Source organism: Stenotrophomonas sp. 05N37 (assembly GCF_056397365.1).
The window spans coordinates 692965-710916 of the sequence record NZ_JBFTNG010000001.1 but is presented as its reverse complement, the minus strand read 5'-3'; the positions used below and the strand labels follow the sequence as shown (position 1 = coordinate 710916).

Here is a 17952-nt window from a genome sequence, read left to right as displayed (position 1 = left end):
CCGCCCGACGTTCAACCCCGGCCGAAGAAGACCGTCCGGGTTCATGGCGCCGGAACGGAGAGCATCCACGCATGGCGTGGATCTACGATTGATCCGCGTCCATACGGCCCCGCCAATGACCCGCGACGTTCCACCGTAGATCCACGCCATGCGTGGATACCGCGCGCAGCGCGGCAAAGCCCACCGAAGCCCGGCGACCACGGCGAAACCAACCCGTCCGACGTTCACCCCCAGCCGAAGAAGACCGACCGGGTTCATGGCGCCGGAACGAAGCGCATCCACGCATGGCGTGGATCATGATCGATCTGTGTGGATACCGCCCGAACAATGACCCGCGACGTAAAAACACCGTAGATCCACGCCATGCGTGGATACCGCGCGCAGCGCGGCAAACCCCCTCCGCAGCACACGACCCACGCACCGCCCCGCAACAAAAAACGGCCCGCTTGCGCGGGCCGTCCTTCGTTGCAGCCGGGCGGGGTGGCTCAGACCTCCACGCCCTCGTCTTCCTTGTACGCATCCACCGGGATGCACGCACACATCACGTTCTTGTCGCCGTACACGTTGTCCACGCGCGCCACCGGCGGCCAGTACTTCTGCTGGCGCAGGCTCGCCAGCGGGAAGGCCGCCAGCTCGCGCGGGTAGGCGTGCGCCCACTCGCTGGCCGACACCGCGGTGGCGGTGTGCGGGGCGTGCTTGAGCGGGTTGTCCTCGCGGTCCAGGCGGCCGTCCTCGATCGCGGCAATCTCTTCGCGGATCTGGATCATCGCGTTGATGAAGCGGTCCAGCTCGTGCAGCGATTCGCTCTCGGTCGGTTCCACCATCAGCGTGCCGGCGACCGGGAAGCTCAGGGTCGGGGCATGGAAGCCGAAATCGATCAGGCGCTTGGCCACGTCCTCGGCGCCGATGCCGGAGGTCTTCTCCAGCGGTCGCACGTCCAGGATGCACTCGTGCGCCACCAGCCCGTTGCGGCCGGTGTACAGGGTCTTGAAGTGCGGGGCCAGGCGCTTGGCGATGTAGTTGGCGTTGAGCAGCGCGACCTGGGTCGCCTTGCGCAGGCCGGCGGTGCCCATCAGGGTGATGTACATCCAGCTGATCGGCAGGATCGAGGCGCTGCCGAAGCTGGCCGCGCTGACCATGCCGACATCGCCTTCGCCGCCCAGCACCTTGGGCAGGAACGGGGCGAGGTGCGACTTGACCGCACACGGGCCCACGCCCGGGCCGCCGCCGCCGTGCGGGATGCAGAAGGTCTTGTGCAGGTTCAGGTGCGACACGTCCGAGCCCCACTTGCCGGGCTTGGCCACGCCGACCAGGGCGTTCATGTTGGCGCCGTCGGTGTACACCTGGCCGCCGTGCTTGTGCACGATCTCGCAGATGTCCACCACCTCTTCCTCGAACACGCCGTGCGTGGACGGGTAGGTGATCATCAGCGCGGCCAGGCGGTCGCTGTACTTCTCCGCATTGACGCGGATGTCATCCAGGTCGACGTTGCCGTTGGCATCGGTCTTGGTCACCACGACCTTCATGCCGCACATCTGCGCCGAGGCGGGGTTGGTGCCGTGCGCCGAATCCGGAATCAGGCAGACATCGCGGTGGCCTTCGCCGCGCGAGCGGTGGTAGGCGCGGATCGCCAGCAGGCCGGCGTACTCGCCCTGCGCGCCGGAGTTCGGCTGCAGGCTCACCGCGTCATAGCCGGTGCACTCCACCAGCATCGCTTCCAGCCCGTCGATCAGTTCCTTGTAGCCGGTGGCCTGGTCGGCCGGGGCCAGCGGGTGGATGTTGGCGAACTCCGGCCAGGTCACCGGGATCATCTCGGCGGTGGCGTTGAGCTTCATGGTGCAGCTGCCCAGCGGGATCATGGTGCGATCCATCGCCAGGTCCTTGTCCGCCAGCGAACGCAGGTAACGCAGCAGTTCGTGCTCGCTGTGGTGGGTGTTGAACACCGGGTGGGTCAGGAAGGCGCTGGTGCGCACCAGGCCGGCCGGCAGTGCATCGGCGGTGGCCGCATCGAGCGCCTCCACATCGACGCTGGCACCGAACAGCTCGCCCAGCGCGATGATGTCGGCGCGGGTGGTCGTTTCATCCAGGCTGATGCCGACCGCGTCGCTGTCGATCGCGCGCAGGTTGATGCGCGCGGCCGCGGCCTTGGCGTGGATCGCCTTGGCGTCGATGCCCTTGACGTGCAGGGTGTCGAAGAAGTGTTCACCCACGTTGACGCCGGCGCCGCGCAGTGCCGCGGCCAGGATCGCGGCCAGGCGGTGCGTGCGGCGGGCGATGCGGGTCAGGCCGTCCGGGCCGTGGTAAACGGCATACATCGAGGCCATTACCGCCAGCAGCACCTGCGCGGTGCAGATGTTGGAGGTGGCCTTCTCGCGACGGATGTGCTGCTCGCGCGTCTGCAGGGTGAGGCGGTAGGCAGGATTGCCCTGCGCATCCACCGACACGCCGATCAGGCGGCCCGGCATCGAGCGCTTGTAGGCGTCGCGGCAGGCCATGAAGGCGGCATGCGGGCCGCCGAAACCGAACGGCACGCCGAAACGCTGCGAGTTGCCGACCACGATGTCCGCGCCCCATTCGCCGGGCGCGGCGATCAGGGTCAGCGCGAGCAGATCGGTGGCCACGGCCACCAGGCCGCCACGCGCGTGCACGGCATCGGCCAGTGCCTTGTAGTCGCCGATATGGCCGAAGGTGTCCGGGTACTGCAGCAGCACGCCGTAGGCTTCGGCGTCCATCGCCTCGGCCGGGGTGCCCACGCGCAGCACGATGCCGAGCGGTTCTGCGCGGGTGCGCAGCAGTTCCAGCGTCTGCGGGTGCACGGCGTCGTGCACGAAGAAGGTGTCGGACTTGCTCTTGGCCGAGCGCTTGGCCAGGGTCATCGCTTCGGCGGCGGCGGTGGCTTCATCCAGCAGCGAGGCGTTGGCGATCTCCATGCCGGTCAGGTCGGCGCACAGGGTCTGGAAGTTGATCAGCGCTTCCATGCGGCCCTGCGAAATCTCGGCCTGGTACGGGGTGTAGGCGGTGTACCACGCCGGGTTCTCCAGCACGTTGCGCAGGATGACGTTCGGGGTGAGCGTGCCGTAGTAGCCCTGGCCGATGAAGGTGCGGAACACCTGGTTCTTGTCGGCGATGGCGCGGATCTTGGCCAGCGCCTGCACTTCGGTCAGCGACTCGGGCAGGTCCAGCGGTGCCGGCGACTTGATCCCGGCCGGGACGATCGCATCGGTCAGCGCGTCCAGCGAGGCGTGGCCGACCACGTCGAGCATCTGCGCGATTTCGGCGTCGTTGGGGCCGATGTGGCGTTCGACGAACGCGTGGCTGTGTTCAAGCTCGCGCAGGGTAGGGGCACGCTGGGCGGAGGTATTCGGGGACATGGCTGGCATCTCGGAGAGTGGGCACGCACGTTCGGAAGGCGGCCGGGTCGAGGTGCTTCGCAGACGCGCGCGAACCACCGGACCTTGCGGTCTTCCTGGGTGCCCCTCTGTCCTTTTGCCTGAGAGTTTAAAAGCGCGCATCTGCGTGCTTCGTGCCCCTTCGGCGCCGGCAGTGGCCGGTCTCTCCAGAGTTTTGCTGCGGGTGGTATCGGGCCTGAGCGATTACGGGCGTTGCGCCTTCGGCAGCGGGTGTCCGCTTCTCCCACCATGGTGCCAGGCGATTATAGCCCAGCGTCCCCGCCGGCAACGGCCTTATGGCACATGAATGAGGGCCGCCGGAGCTGCGTCGATGGCCTTGTCGGCATGGTACCGGGGCCGGCAAAGGCCTATCATGGCCGGATCCTCGTATTCATCTGGCGCCGCCCGTTCCGGGCTGGCGCCCGCCGTGCGTTCACGCATGGCCCAGACGGAAGACCGCATGACGCCCGCCTCGCCCTCGACCCGCCGCCTGGCCCTGCTGCTCGCAGGCCTGGCGATGTTCGGTCCGTTCTCCATCGACACCATTTTCCCGGCCTTCCTGCTGCTCGGCGAGCGCATGCAGGTCGACCAGGTGGCGGTGCAGCAGACCATCAGCGTGTACCTGCTGTTCTACGGCCTGATGAGCCTGGCCCACGGCCCGTTGTCCGATGCGTTTGGGCGCAGGCGGGTGATCATCGGTGGGCTGGTGCTGTTCATCGGTGCCTCGATCGGCTGCGCGCTGTCGCGCGACATGACCACGCTGCTGGTGTTCCGCGCGCTGCAGGGCGTCACCGCGGGGGTCGGGGTGATCGTCGGCCGCGCGGTGATCCGCGACCTGTACCACGGGGCCGACGCGCAGCGGCTGATGAGCCAGGTGTCGATGATCTTCGGCGTCGCCCCGGCAATCGCGCCGATCATCGGCGGCTGGATCCTGCTCGGCGGCGGCGACTGGCCGCTGATCTTCTGGTTCCTGGTGCTGTTCGGCGTGGTCCTGCTGCTCGCCACCGGCAAGTGGCTGCCGGAAACCCACCCGGTGGAGGCGCGCACGCCGCTGTCGATGCGCGAACTGCTGCGCAGCTATGTGCGGATGGGCTCCAACCCGCGCCTGCTGCGCCTGGCCGCCGCCGGTGCATTCAATTTCTCCGGCATCTTCCTGTACATCGCCTCGGCGCCGGTGTTCGTGATGCAGCACCTCAAGCTGGGCGAGGGCGGCTTTGCGTGGCTGTTCATTCCCACCATTGGCGGCATGACGATGGGCTCGTTCCTGTCCGGTCGCATGGCCGGGCGCCTCACCGCGCAGCGCCAGATCGCGATCGGCTTCGGCCTGTGCGCGGTGTCGGCGCTGCTCAACCTGGGCTACGTGTTCTCGGTGCCGCAGATCATGCTGCCGTGGGCCGTGCTGCCGATCTTCCTCGGCGGCGTCGGCATGGCGCTGATCTTCCCGATCCTGGCGCTGGCGGTGCTGGACATGTACCCGCACCAGCGCGGGTTGGCCTCGTCGATGCAGATGTTCATCCAGTTGATGATCAACACCGTGGTGGCCGGCGTGGTCTCGCCGCTGCTCAGCGCCAGGCCGGTGCATCTGGCGCTGGGTTACGCCGGCTTCTTCGCCATCGGCGCCTCGTTCTGGTACTGGGAACGGCACCGCGAGCGGCGTCGCGACGTGCTCACCCCGATCGAGTAAGCCGCGTGCACGCCACGCGTGCGCGCCGTGCACGCGTGGCGAGGCCGGCATTGCCACGCCGCGGCACCGGCGTATCCTGTGCGCTCGCCAGCCAGTTCGTGTACCACGACAGCCAATACGCTCCCCTGCGGACCCCGTGTCCGCCGCACTCCAGGGTGATTGCATGGCTGCACAGCCGACCTACCGCCTGTTCGACGTCGCGCTCAAGCAGCGCACCGTCCTTTCCCCGTCGCTGACCCGCATGGTCTTTGCCGCGCCCGACGTGGCCAACATGAAGACCGAGGGGCCTGACCAGCGCATCAAGGTGTTTTTCCCGTTGCCCGGCCAGGAGGCGCCCGACGTGCCGCAGGGCGCGGACTGGTACGCCCGCTACCGCGCGCTCCCCGAGGGCGAGCGCGCGCCGATGCGCACCTACACCCTCCGTGCGCTGCGCCCCGAACTGGGCGAGGTGGACGTCGATTTCGTCCTGCACGGCGAGACCGGCCCCGCATCGCGTTGGGCCATGCACGCCCGCATCGGCGACCGCATCGGCCTGCTGGCGCCGGACGCGCAGGTGGCCGAAAGCAGCCAGGGCTGCGAATGGAAGCCGCCGGCCGGCGTGCGACGCGTCCTGCTGGTGGCCGACGACACCGCATTGCCGGCCGTGGCCGGGATCCTCGAGGCGCTCGCGCAGTGGCCGCATCCGCCGCAGGTGCAGGCGTTCCTGGAAGTGCAGCACGAGGCCGACGTGCTGCCGCTGGCGGCCCCGCGGGGGGCGCAGTTGTTCTGGCTGGTACGCGAGGGCGCCGCGCACGGGCAGCGGCTGCAGGAGGCGGTGCGCGCGCGGATCGGGCCCGCCGCAACCCGCAGCGCCGACCAGACGCTGGCCGAGATCGACATCGACCAGGACATCCTCTGGGAGCAGGCCAGTGCCGAAGCCACCGGCCTGTACGCCTGGGTGGCAGGGGAGGCCGGCGCGGTGATGGCCATCCGCCGCCATCTGGTGAAGGACTGCGGCATCGACAAACGGTCCATCACGTTCATGGGCTATTGGCGCCACGGCAAGGTCCTCGACTGAGCCGTCAGGGCCAGCATCGGCGGGCCCGCCAGGGCCCGTGCGGTATCCTTGGCGCTTTGCCGCAGTCCGGATTTCCCCCATGTCCACCACCTCCAAACTGCGCCGCGACATCCGCCGGCGCCGCGAAACCCAGGCCGCCAACCGCGAGCAGGCCAACGCCACGCCGGTCGAACCGCATGCGGAACTGCGCGACCAGCAGCGCACGCTGCTGGCCGGCATCGTCCGCCGGGATGGCGAGTGGGTGCTGGGCATGGATGGCCGTATCGCCGGCCAGACCCCCAGTGCAGCGCGGGTGCTGGCCTTGATCATGCAGGCCGCCGAACTGCACGAACGCGAAGGCACGCCGGTGCGACTGGTGTATTCCGATGCCTTGAAGGATGCCGCGCATGCCGAAGCAACGGCCGACGGCAAGGATTTCGAGCAGTTCAAGGTGGAGCTTGCCGCCAGCCTGAAGCGCCCGGCGCATTCCTGAGCGGGCGCCACGCCATGCGTGGGTGCCTGTAGTGCCGATGACGCCTGATGCGCGGTACGGGTCGCGTGTTGCGCGTTGCGCGTTGCGCGTTGCCGAGCATGGCTCGGCACTACAGATTCGATAGCATCCGTAGAGCCACGCCATGCGTGGCTGCTTTTCGTGCCGATGCGGATGACGTCTGAGGCCTGACGTACGGTGCGGGTTGCGCGTTGCCGAGCATGGCTCGGCACTACAGATTCGATAGCACCCGTAGAGCCACGCCATGCGTGGCTGCCTTTCGCGCCGATGACGATGACGTCTGAGGCCTGCCGTGCGTTGCGCATTGCACGTTGCCGAGCATGGCTCGGCACTACATATTCGATAGCACCCGTAGAGCCACGCCATGCGTGGCTGCTTTTCGTGCCGATGCGGATGACGTCTGACGTCTGAGGCCTGGCGTGCGGTGCGCATTGCGCGTTGCCGAGCATGGCTCGACACTACAGATTCGATAGCGCCCGTAGAGCCACGCCATGCGTGGCTGCTTTTCGTGCCGATGACGTCTGAGGCCTGACGTGCGGTGCGCATTGCACGTTGCCGAGCATGGCTCGGCACTACAGATTCGATAGCACCCGTAGAGCCACGCCATGCGTGGCTGCCTTTCGCGCCGATGCCGATGACGTCCGACGTCCGAGGTCTGAGGCCTGACGTGCGATGCGCATTGAGCGTTGCCGAGCATGGCTCGGCACTACAAGTTCGATCGCGCCCGTAGAGCCACGCCATGCGTGGCTGCCTTTCGCACCGATGCCGATGACGTCTGAGGCCCGACGTACGGTGCGGATTGCACGTTGCCGAGCATGGCTCGGCACTACCGATCGAAAAAAAGCCGGCCCATGGGCCGGCTTTTTGGATCATCGACGTGCGCGAACGGTCAGCGTGCCGCTGGTGCCGCCGCTGCCGGCTTGGCCGCTGCGGTCGCGCCCGGGGCCTTCCAGCCGCACATCTGGCCCTGGTTCTGCTGCTTGAGCCACTCGTTGACCGGGGTGAAGTACTCGATCATCGGGCCGGCATCGAGCTTGTCGCCGCCGGTGATCTCACGCAGCGTGGCCTGCCACGGCTGGCTGGCGCCCTTGCTCAGCATCGCCCAGAACTTCTGCCCGGCTTCCTTGTTGCCGTAGAAGCTGCACTGGTGCAGCGGCCCCTTGTAGCCGGACGCATCGCACAGGCCCTTGTAGAACTGGAACTGCAGGATCCGCGCCAGGAAGTAGCGGGTGTACGGGGTGTTGCCCGGCACGTGGTACTTGGCGCCCGGGTCGAAGAACTCTTCGCCGCGTGCGCTGGCCGGGGCCACGCCCTGGTACTTGGCCTTCAGCTCCCACCACGCCTGGTTGTAGTGGTCCGGGGTGATCGAGCCATCGAACACGCCCCAGCGCCAGCGGTCGATCATCAGCCCGAACGGCAGGAACGACACGCCGCTCAGGGCCATGCGCATCTGCGCGTTGATGGTCGCCTCGCGGCTTTCCTGCGGCTTGTCCACCAGCCCGATCGAGTTGAGGTACTGCGGGGTCATCGCCAGCACGATGGTGTCGCCGATCGCTTCGTGGAAGCCATCGTTGGCGCCGCCCTGGAACAGCGGCGGCAGCGGGTTGTAGGCCAGGTCGTAATAGATGTGGCCCAGCTCGTGGTAGATCGTGGTGAAGTTCTCTTCGGTCGGCTTGATGCACATCTTGGTGCGCACGTCGCCGTCCATGTTCATGTCCCACGCGCTGGCATGGCAGACCACGTCGCGGTCCAGCGGCTTGATGAACTGGGTCTTGTCCCAGTACGACTTGGGCAGCGCGGGCATGCCCAGCGACACATAGAAGTCCTGTGCGCGCTCGGTCATCTGCTTGGCGGTGCGCAGCTCGGCCTCGCGCTGCGCCTTGTACAGCGCTTCCACGTTCGCACCGCTGCCGGCCTTGGCCAGCGCGCCGCTCAGGTTGGCCTGGTACTGCTTTTCCAGCGCGGCGGTGATGTCCAGGCTGCCGGCGCCGGGGTAGGGTTCCAGCTGGTCCCACAGGTTGGACCAGTCCTGCTGCCACATGTTGCCCAGCAGGTGGGCGGCGATCAGGCCGCCCTCGGTCTCGGCCTTGTCCTTGCCGTAGGTCGTGTCGAGCTTGTTGCGCGCGTAGCAGTGCAGCTGTTCGTACATCGGCTTGACCTGTTCCCACAGGCGGTCGGTTTCCGGGCCGATCTGTTCCGGCGGCATGTCATAGCCGCTGCGCCACATCTGGCCGGCATCGGCGAAGCCCATTTCCTTGGCACCTTCGTTGACCAGGCCGACGAAGCGCTGGTAATCGGCGCGCATCGGCTTGGTGGTGGCGTGCCAGCCCTGCCAGGCATCCAGTTGCTTGTCGTAGTCGCGGCTGCTGGCCAGGACCTGCTCGAGGTCGCCGAGCTGGCGGCAGCTCTGCGGGTTGGCGGCGTCGGTGCAGTACTTGCCCGACCCGTACGCGCCTTCCATGCGGCTGGCGATGCGGGTCAGCTCGGAGAGCTTGGCCGGGTCGCGCGGCGCCGGCATGGAGGTCATCAGCTTGAGCAGGTGGATCTGGCGCTTGGTGTCCTCGCTCATCGGCTGGCCGTCATAGGTGCCGGCCTGGGTGATCCAGCCGTTGAGGACGGTCAGCCAGCGCTCGTTGGCCTTGGCCGCCACGCGCTCGGAATCCTCGTTGATGTAGGTCGAGGACAGCCACTGCGCCGAGGTCATTTCCGGGTACATGGCCTTGTACTCGGCGTTGACGCGGGCGATGAACTGGTCCGCGGTTTCGCCCGGTTTGGCGCTGGTCGCGGCTGGCGCATCGGCCGGGGTGGGTTCCTTCTGGCAGGCCGCCAGCGTCAGTGCGGCAGCACCGACAGCCAGGGCCAGCAGGAGCGGGCGGTGGTTCACGGGGACATCCTTGGGTGGTGACAGACCGGCGAAGGCTAGTGAAGCGCCGGTCGCACCGCAAGGGGCAGGGCAGCACGGTCCCGGCAGACCGGATAGCGTCAACGTCGGCGGCGAGGTGTCACTGCATCTTGGTTCGGGTCGGCGCGGGCGGGTTGTCGGGACCCGCCGTGAACCCCGCTCCGCCGTCCGGCCCAGCCGCTGGCGGCTGGGCGTTCGGGCACGCGCGAAGCAGGGCATCGCAAGCGGAGCACCCTCACCCTTGGGGTCTAGATATGCGCCCTCCATGGCGCATAACGGTGCCGCCAACCCACCCACACCGCCCCGTCGACAGTGGGTCGGTGCGCATGGAGAAACAACGGCGTTCCGAACGAACGTTGGCTGTCCCAGCGAATGCTCCCGCGTTCGCCCGCCTATCCGACAACACAATCTGTGGGGGCGAGGCAGGCCATACCGTGGCGGGACCGTCGGGCGCCATGGAGGGCGCACGTCGAGCCCCCAGGGATGGGTTTACGGCGCGTCCCGCGACGGTATGGCCTGCCTCGCCCCAAACGGAAGAGCGAAAAGCTGACAGCTCTCCACTTCAGGCGCCGGACACTCAACTACGCGTTGAACGGGTCAAACCTCGCACCCAGCAAACAGATCGCGGTCACGCGCATACACCGACGTCTTTACCTGCATCAATCCCAGGACCGACGGGAACAGGTTGTCGTGGTCGGTGTACTTGCCCGCGCGCTCGCGCACGCAGGCCAGGTTGAGCCCGCGGCTGGCCGCGAACGAGGGCGAGAACCACATGGTCATCGGCACCCGGGTCTGCTCCTGCGGGGCGATCGCATAGGGAACGCCGTGCAGGTACAGCCCCTTCTCGCCCAGCGATTCGCCATGGTCGGACAGGTAGATCATCGCCGTGTCGTAGTCGTCCATGCCCTTCAGGGTGCCGATCGTGCGCGCCAGCAGGTGGTCGGTGTACAACAGCGCATTGTCGTAACTGTTGGTGATCTCCTCGCGGCTGCACTTGCCCAGGTCCGGGGTGTCGCAGGTGGGGGTGAAGCGGCGGAAGCGCGCCGGATACCGTTCGAAATAACTCGGCCCGTGGTTGCCCAGCTGATGCAGCACGACCACCCGGTCGCCGGGTCTGGCGCGCACCTGCGCGGCCAGCGCGTCGATCAGGATCTCGTCCATGCAGCGGCCGTTGGCGCACAACTGCGGGTTCTTCGCATCATCCAGCGGCTGCATCGCCAGGCCGTCGCAGACACCCTTGCAGCCGGACTGGTTGTCACGCCACAAGGTCGTGATGCCGGCGTGTTCCAGCACGTGCAGCAGCGACTGGTGCGCGCGGATCTTCTTTTCGTCGTAGTCGTGGCGGCCGTACGGCGAGAACAGGCACGGCAGCGATACCTCGGTGCTGGTGCCACAGGCGTGCATGTCCGGGAAATTGATCACGCTGGCCTGTGCCAGTTCCGGCGTGGTCTGTTTGGCGTAGCCGTTGAGCCCCCAGTTCTGCGCACGGGCGGTCTCGCCCATCACGATCACCAGCAGCCGCGGCCGGCTGCCCGCCGCGCGCGGCGTGGCCTGGGCATCGGTGCCGATCGGCAGCTTCGGCGCGCGCTGGATCGGGTTGTCACCCCGCAATGCCTTGGGCAGGCCCAGCAGGACATTGCCGGGCGTGGCCAGGTAGCGCACTTCGCGCTGGTTGCGCATCAACGCCGACATCTCCTGGAAGGACAGCATCGCCCCGCCCAGGGCCACCAGCAGCGACGTCAGCAGGAACCCGGCACGCCACAACAGCGCCTTGCCCCAGCTGCGCTTCACCAGTTGCACCCGCCACAGCACCAGCATCGGCAGCAGCGCCAGCAACAGCAGCGGGGCGATCAGCGCCGGGGTCATCAACTCGCGGCTTTCCTTGTGGTCGGTCGCCAGCACGTTGCGCAGCATGTCCGCATCCAGGTAGATGTGGTAGCTGCCCATGTAGTGCGCCGCCATCGCCGTGCACAGCAGCAGCACGCCCACCACCCCCTTCGCATTCCAGCGCCAGACCAGCAGCCCCATCAGCAGGCAGTGCGCCCCCACGAGGAACAGCAGCAGCGAGGTCGCAAAGCGCAGGCTGCCGGGATGGGTGGCCATCGCGCTGTGCCAGAACAGCCCATTGCACGCCAGCGCGAAGAACACGCTGGTGACCACGATCAGGGTTTCGGTCGACCATTGCGGACGCCAGCTGCGCCACCTTGCCCGTTCACCCAGGCGCGCGGCGCGCGATACCGATGCATTCATGCCTGCTCTCCCGCTGGCATCGTCCGATGGGGACTCCGGGAGCGTTGCAGCAGCGGTTGCACGGCCAGGTACAGCGATAGCGACACCAGCCAGCAGGTGGCCAGCGTCCACAGGTCATGCGACAGGAAGTGCGCGCCGCGCAGTTGCTGCGACAGGCCGAATACGCCGCCGGCGACCAACCCCACCGCCAGCCCGCGCCAACGCCACGCCGGGCGCACCATCAGGGCGAAGAAGTACAGGCTGATCCAGGCGAACCCCGCGCTGGAGTGGCCGGCGGGAAAACACAGGCCACGGGCCATGGCGTGCGGTCGTGAAGCGAACAGGCCGATGTACTCGCGCGTGCCGCCATAGCGGGCCAGGTCCCACGGGCAGTCCATGTTGGTGACCGACTTGAGCCACGACACCACGCCGGTGCCCAAGGCGACGGCGAGCACCAGGTACAGCAGCGGCCAGCGCCAGGCCGCCAGGCGCTGGCCGCGCCACGCCTGGGTGCACAGCACGATGGCGACCAGCGCCGCCGCCGTGCTGGTCCACTTGCCCACCCGGTGCACCAGATGCGCGGTCACCCAGGCGTTCTGCAACGCCCAGTGCTGGCCCTCCAGGCGATACCACTGGTCGGCCACCCACTGGTCGCCCCCGAGGCTCATCAACAGCGTGCTGAGCACCAGGGTGGCCAGCAACGGCTGCAGCAGGTGCGCGCGCAGGAAGCGCGGGTCGCGCAGGGCCGGCGCCTTGGCCAGGGGGAGGGAGACAGCGGGCACTGAGGACATGGGCGAGGAGGTCGGCGGGATGATCCGCGGCCATGGTCGTCAGCGCGTTGTCGGAGACTGGTCGGAGCGGTGTTGGCCATCGGTTAAACCGCGGCCAGGGACGACATTCGTTCAGTCCTGCCCGTCGTCGGCCGCGTCCGACGGCAGATGCGACTGGCAGTCACTGCGATAGGCGGCGCCCGGCACCAGCACCCAGCGATTGCGGTTGCTGCTGCCGATGGCAATGGTCCGCGCGCGGTCCACGCACGGGCTCACCGCCTCGTCCAGCACCAGCAGCCAGCGCCGTGCCGGTGCCTGCGCAAGCCACGGCCCGGCATCCTGCCATTGCTGGTCCCACGGGCGCTTGAAGCCGAATTCGGCAACCTTGCGGTCGGCCTGCAGCAGGTTCTGTTCGCGCCAGGCCACCAGCCCCAGTTCCGCGTCCGGCCCGATCCGTTGCCCCACGCGCTGCATCAACGCGGAGGCGGAGCTGTACGGGTCCAGCGCCGGCATCAGTCCCCAGCCATACAGGTTCCAGAGCAGCAACGCGGTCAGCACCACCAGCAGCCCCGCGCGGCGCTGGCGCAGCCACAGGGCCAACCCGCCCAGCAGCACGCCGAAGCCAAGCAGCCAGCCGCCCAACAGCGGTAGCAGGCTGTCGGGCATCTCACGCCGGGCCAGCTGTGCGTGTGCCCATGCGCTGCCCGCGAGCAGTTGCCCGCCGATCACCAGCGCGGCCACCGCAAGCACGACCACGTAGGCAAGCAGCAGCCAGCGCGGGCCCGCGCGACGCAGCAGGCCCGGCAGCAGGGGCGCGGCGGCCGCGCACAGCAGGGGCAGCATCGGGAAGATGTAGACCTCGCGCTTGCCCGGGCTGGCGCTGAAGAACAGCAGGACCAGCACCGCCCAGCCCAGCAGCAGCCAGTAGCGCCCGTCCAGCCGCTTCAGGCGCCGCCACCAGGCCGGCAGAAGGGCCGGCAGCAACAGGCTGCCGGGCAGCCACAGCGTGGCCATCACCTGCAGGTAGTACCAGGCCGGTTGCACGTGGTGCCAGGCATTGGCGTAGCGGGTACCGGTCTGCTTGAACAGCAGTTCGCGTGCATATGCCTGCAGGGTCGGGTCGGGGTCCAGCAGCAGGGCGATCCCGAGCGGTGCCAGCCATACCGCCGTGCCCAGCAGGAACGCCGGCAGCAGCCACCACAGCGCCGGCCCGCGCCCGCGCCGGCCGTCGTCCACGCCGCGCATGCGCCAGCGCCACAGCGCCCACGGCAGCAGCACCAGCAGCGGCAGGAAGCCCACCCCCTTGGTGACCGTGCCCAGCCCGGCGGCGGCGCCGGCGATCCACAACGCACGCCGGTTGGGGGCCTCGAGCAGGTGCCGCATCAGGCCCCACATGGCCAGCGTGGTCATGCCCACCAGCACCATGTCGATCTGCGCGCGCTTGGCCATCAGGCCGAACTGCAGGCAGCTGAACAAGGCGAGCACTGCCCACCCGGCCACCCGTCGGTTCCACAGCCGTCGCGCCAGGTCCCAGGTCAGCCAGAGGGTCAGCAGGGCCGCCAGCAGCGAAGGCACCAGGAAGGCCAGGTTCCAGCCGCCGAACACGGCGTGGCTGGCCGCCTGCATCCACATGAACACCGGCGGCTTCTCTGCATAGAGCTCGCTGCCCCGGTGCGGCAGCAGCCAGTGGCCGCTGTCCACCATCGCGCGGGCGGCCAGCACGAAGCGTGGCTCGTCCGGCGGGGAGGGCTGGCGCATGCCGATCCCGGCCAGCAGGGCCAGCACGATGCCCGCGCAGAGCAGGATCCGCCAGCGGTGGCGCAGCAACGATGCGTCGGGCATGTCAGGGCTCTTCGGCAAAACCGCCACTGTCTCCCCGACAGCGTAGGAAAAGCGTCGGAACGGCCCATTGCGACCGGATTCCGACATGGATCGGGCTACCATGCGCCGATCCGTCCACGAGAGTCTGCCATGCGGCTCCTTGTCATTGAAGACAACCGCCAGCTCGTCGCCAACCTGTTCGACTACTTCGAATCGCGGGGCCACGTGCTGGACGTCGCGCCGGACGGCGTCACCGGCCTGCACCTGGCGGTGAGCCACGCCTACGACGCGGTCATCCTGGACTGGATGCTGCCGCGCATGGAGGGGCCGGAAGTGTTGCGCCGGCTGCGCGCCGAACATGGTTCGGAAGTGCCGGTGATCATGCTCACCGCGCGCGATGAGCTGCCCGACAAGATCGCTGGCTTCCGCGCCGGCGCCGACGACTACCTGACCAAGCCGTTCGCGCTGCCCGAGCTGGAAGTGCGCCTGGAGGCGCTGATGGTCCGCGCGCATGGGCGCAATCCGCGCAAGGTGCTGGAAGTGGCCGATCTCAAGCTGGACCTGGCCACGCTGGACGCCTATCGCGACGGCAAGGTGCTGCACCTGTACCCGGCCTGCCGCAAGCTGCTGGAAGTGCTGATGCGCGCCAGCCCCGCCGCGGTGACCCGGCAGCAGCTGGAGTTCGCCCTGTGGGGGGATGAGCCGCCGGATGGCGACCTGCTGCGTTCGCATGTGTACGAGCTGCGTCGCAGCGTGGACGGCGCCTCCGCGCAGAAGTTGATCCACACCCTGCCGCGCGTGGGCTACCGGCTGGGCCTGGTCGGCACGGACGCCAGCAATGAAACCGCGTAAGCCCGCGCCCCTGCATCGCCGCCTGGTGTGGTGGCTGCTGGCGTACCTGGCGATGATCTCGATCGCCGTCTTCAGCGTCGGCAACTATGTGCACGAACACGCCGAGCATTCGGCCTGGCGCGCACTGCTCAATTCCGAGCTGGACAGCATCGTCAACCACATCGAGCACGAACCGCATTACCGCTGGCAGGACTCGGACACGCTGCGGCTGTTCACCATCGACGGCAGCGCCGGCGTTCCCGAGAGCCTGCGCACGCTGCATCCCGGGCTGCACGACGGCGTGCTGGTCAACGATCGCGCAAGCGCGGTCATGGTCCGCGATACCGGGAGCCTGGGCCGGCTGGCGCTGGTGCTGGATATCAACGATTTCCACGAACTGGAGGAATTCGCCACGCGCTGGGTGATGCTGGCCGGCGTGGTGATGATCATCGTGACCGTGCTGATGGCGTCGTTCGGTGTCAGCCGGCTGGTGCGTCCGCTCAGCTCGCTGGCCACGCGCATCGACCACCTCAAGCCCGGGGTGCCGGGGCAGCGGGTGGTGGTGGACCCGCGCGGCAGTTCGGAGTTGTATGTGATCGCCGACGCGGTCAACGACTACCTGGCCCGCAACGAGCAGTTCGTCGAACGCGAGCGCGCCTTCATCACCACCACCAGCCATGAGCTGCGCACCCCGATCGCGGTGATCACCGGCGCGGCCGAACTGGCGTTGGGCCAGCCCGCCCTGCCGGACCGCGCGCGGGTACAGATGCAGCGCGTGCATCGCACCGCGCAGGGCGTGGAGCAGCTGATCCAGCTGCTGCTGGTGCTGGCGCGCGATCCGGCACGCCTGGTCGCGCTCGGCGAGCGCATCGCGCTGCAGCAGCTGGTGCCGGACATCATCGAGGACCACCGCCACCTGATGGGCGACAAGGACCTGCGCATCGAGGTGGACGGGCTGGCACCGGTGGAGATCTTCGCGCCGCTGGGCGTGGTGCAGGCAGCCATCGGCAACCTGCTGCGCAATGCGATCGAGAACAGCGGCCGCGGCACCATCCACATCCAGTTGTCGGCCGCGGCTTTGGTCACGCTGCAGGACCCCGGCCACGGCATGAGCCCGGAGGAGATCGCCGCGGTGCATGCGCGGATGGCGCGCGGCGATCGCAACGAGCAGGGCGGCATCGGCCTGGAGCTCATCGCCAAGCTCTGCGATCACCTCGGTTGGGCGCTGCAGATCGAACCCTGCGCGCCGCGTGGCACCCGCGTCATCCTCGACCTGGGCGCATCGCTGCCCGGCGGCAGGCCTGCGCCGACGTAGCGCGGCGCGCGCTGCAGCGCAGGGTGGCGCAGCGTGAAGATGATGTTAACCTCTGGATCGCGCCGCTTTATGCGGCGCTTTTTTTTCTTCGATCGACAGAGGATGGCAAGATGCCGACCGAAACCAGTACCGCCCTGATCAGCAGCGACATCGTCGGACTTGGCCTCATCGCGGCCACGCTTGCGGTGATTTTCTGGGCCGCCAGTGGCCCGACGCCGCTGCTGAAGAAGATCTTCGCCTGGGTGCCAGCGCTGCTGCTGTGCTACTTCATTCCAGCCGTCTACAACACCACCGGCCTCATCGATGGCCACAACACCGCGCTGTACAACCCGATCGCACGCGACGTGCTGCTGCCTGCCGCGCTGGTGCTGCTGACCCTGTCGATCGACCTCAAGGGCGTCATCAAGCTCGGTCCCAAGCTGCTGATCATGTTCTGCGTCGGTACGCTGGGCATCATGCTTGGCGCGGTGGTGTCGTTCCAGCTGATGTCCTGGATCCACCCGGAAACCGTGGCCGGCGACACCTGGGCCGGCATGGCCGCACTGGCCGGCAGCTGGATCGGTGGGGGTGCCAACATGGTGGCGATGCGCGAAGTGTTCGGCACCGACGCCACCACCTTCGGGCAGTTCGCGGTGGTCGACGTCGCGTGCGCCAGCCTGTGGATGGCCGTGCTGCTGTTCCTGGCCAACCGCGCCCAGCAGATCGATACCCGCAACGGTGCCGACACCCGCGCCATCGATGAAATGAAGGCGCGGATTTCGGCTTACGAGGCGCAGAACGCCCGGATTCCCACCCTGACCGACCTGATGGTGATCGTCGGCGTTGCGCTGGGGGGCGTCGGCCTGGCGCATGCCATCGCCGCGCCGCTGAGCGGCTGGTTCAAGGCCAACGTCAGTTGGGCCAGCCAGTTCAGCCTGGACAGCGCATTCGTCTGGGTGGTGCTGCTGTCCACGGCACTGGGCCTGGGCCTCAGCTTCACCCGTGCGCGCCGGCTCGAGTCGGCCGGGGCCTCGCGGCTGGGCACGGTGTTCCTGTATTTCCTGATCGCCTGCATCGGCATGCAGATGGACCTGCTCTCGCTGCTGGATCGCCCGTGGCTGTTCGCGCTCGGCGCGATCTGGATGCTCACCCACATCCTGGTGCTGTGGAACGCCGCCAAGCTGCTGCGCGCGCCGCTGTTCTTCTTCGCCATCGGCTCGCAGGGCAACATCGGCGCGGCCGCCTCGGCACCGGTCGTGGCCGCCGCGTTCCATCCCAGCCTGGCGCCGGTCGGCGTGCTGCTGGGCACCGTCGGCTATGCCACCGGCACCGGCCTGGCCTACGTCACCGGCCTGATCCTGAAATGGATGGCCGGGGCCTGATCCGTTCGGGGATTCGCACGCCCCGCAGGAAAACCCCGCGCTGCGGTTGAACTGTGGATTGGTTATCGGTCGTTGCCGCGATTGCCCCGTAAGGTGCGGTCGA

11 protein-coding genes and 1 riboswitch are annotated in these 17952 nt (G+C 68.1%); of the genes, 6 read left to right on the top strand and 5 right to left on the bottom strand.

The features are described 5' to 3' along the window. Positions 1 to 485 precede the first annotated feature (485 nt). Entirely contained in the window at positions 486 to 3380 is a 2895-nt protein-coding gene (gene gcvP, locus AC1DGC_RS03225) for an aminomethyl-transferring glycine dehydrogenase (RefSeq protein WP_478047195.1), read from the bottom strand. Positions 3381 to 3468: 88 nt separating this feature from the next. Beyond that, positions 3469 to 3570, bottom strand: a riboswitch (glycine riboswitch). 279 nt (positions 3571 to 3849) lie between these two features. Between gcvP and AC1DGC_RS03220 the strand changes: the two genes are divergently transcribed. The 3 genes from AC1DGC_RS03220 (at position 3850) to AC1DGC_RS03210 (ending at position 6602) form a co-directional block, all read left to right on the top strand. Beyond that, complete coding sequence (locus AC1DGC_RS03220; protein WP_259206155.1) at positions 3850 to 5073, top strand: multidrug effflux MFS transporter; 1224 nt, start codon at positions 3850 to 3852, stop codon at positions 5071 to 5073. A 163-nt stretch (positions 5074 to 5236) separates the two neighbouring features. Continuing rightward, positions 5237 to 6130, top strand: coding sequence for a siderophore-interacting protein (locus tag AC1DGC_RS03215; RefSeq protein WP_478047194.1), 894 nt, complete (start codon positions 5237 to 5239; stop codon positions 6128 to 6130). Positions 6131 to 6209: 79 nt separating this feature from the next. Then, on the top strand, positions 6210 to 6602 hold the full coding sequence (locus tag AC1DGC_RS03210) for a hypothetical protein (protein WP_259206151.1): 393 nt from the start codon (positions 6210 to 6212) through the stop codon (positions 6600 to 6602). Between the two features lie 907 nt (positions 6603 to 7509). On the opposite strand, the gene AC1DGC_RS03205 is transcribed toward AC1DGC_RS03210, so the two are convergent. The 4 genes from AC1DGC_RS03205 to AC1DGC_RS03190 form a co-directional block, all read right to left on the bottom strand. Next, positions 7510 to 9504, bottom strand: a complete 1995-nt coding sequence (locus tag AC1DGC_RS03205) for a M2 family metallopeptidase (RefSeq protein WP_394160998.1) — start codon at positions 9502 to 9504, stop codon at positions 7510 to 7512. Between the two features lie 615 nt (positions 9505 to 10119). Beyond that, on the bottom strand, positions 10120 to 11772 hold the full coding sequence (locus AC1DGC_RS03200) for a phosphoethanolamine transferase (RefSeq protein WP_478047193.1): 1653 nt from the start codon (positions 11770 to 11772) through the stop codon (positions 10120 to 10122). Beyond that, positions 11769 to 12542 (bottom strand): phosphatase PAP2 family protein, encoded by a 774-nt coding sequence (locus tag AC1DGC_RS03195; protein ID WP_259206140.1) that lies wholly within the window; start codon positions 12540 to 12542, stop codon positions 11769 to 11771. The genes AC1DGC_RS03200 and AC1DGC_RS03195 overlap by 4 nt, the downstream gene beginning before the upstream one ends. A gap of 111 nt (positions 12543 to 12653) precedes the next feature. Beyond that, positions 12654 to 14363 carry an ArnT family glycosyltransferase gene (locus tag AC1DGC_RS03190; RefSeq protein WP_478047192.1) on the bottom strand — a complete coding sequence of 570 codons (1710 nt, stop codon included), beginning with the start codon at positions 14361 to 14363 and terminating at the stop codon, positions 12654 to 12656. A 129-nt stretch (positions 14364 to 14492) separates the two neighbouring features. Here AC1DGC_RS03190 and AC1DGC_RS03185 point away from each other — a divergent pair, with 129 nt between their 5' ends. From AC1DGC_RS03185 to AC1DGC_RS03175, 3 genes are all read left to right on the top strand, one after another. Continuing rightward, the gene (locus tag AC1DGC_RS03185) at positions 14493 to 15194 is read left to right on the top strand and encodes a response regulator transcription factor (protein WP_394160990.1); all 702 of its coding nucleotides are present in this window, start codon (positions 14493 to 14495) and stop codon (positions 15192 to 15194) included. Continuing rightward, complete coding sequence (locus AC1DGC_RS03180; protein ID WP_478047191.1) at positions 15181 to 16488, top strand: sensor histidine kinase; 1308 nt, start codon at positions 15181 to 15183, stop codon at positions 16486 to 16488. Before AC1DGC_RS03185 ends, AC1DGC_RS03180 begins: the two co-directional genes overlap by 14 nt. Positions 16489 to 16598: 110 nt before the next feature. Further along, complete coding sequence (locus tag AC1DGC_RS03175) at positions 16599 to 17849, top strand: DUF819 family protein (protein ID WP_478047190.1); 1251 nt, start codon at positions 16599 to 16601, stop codon at positions 17847 to 17849. Positions 17850 to 17952 lie beyond the last annotated feature (103 nt).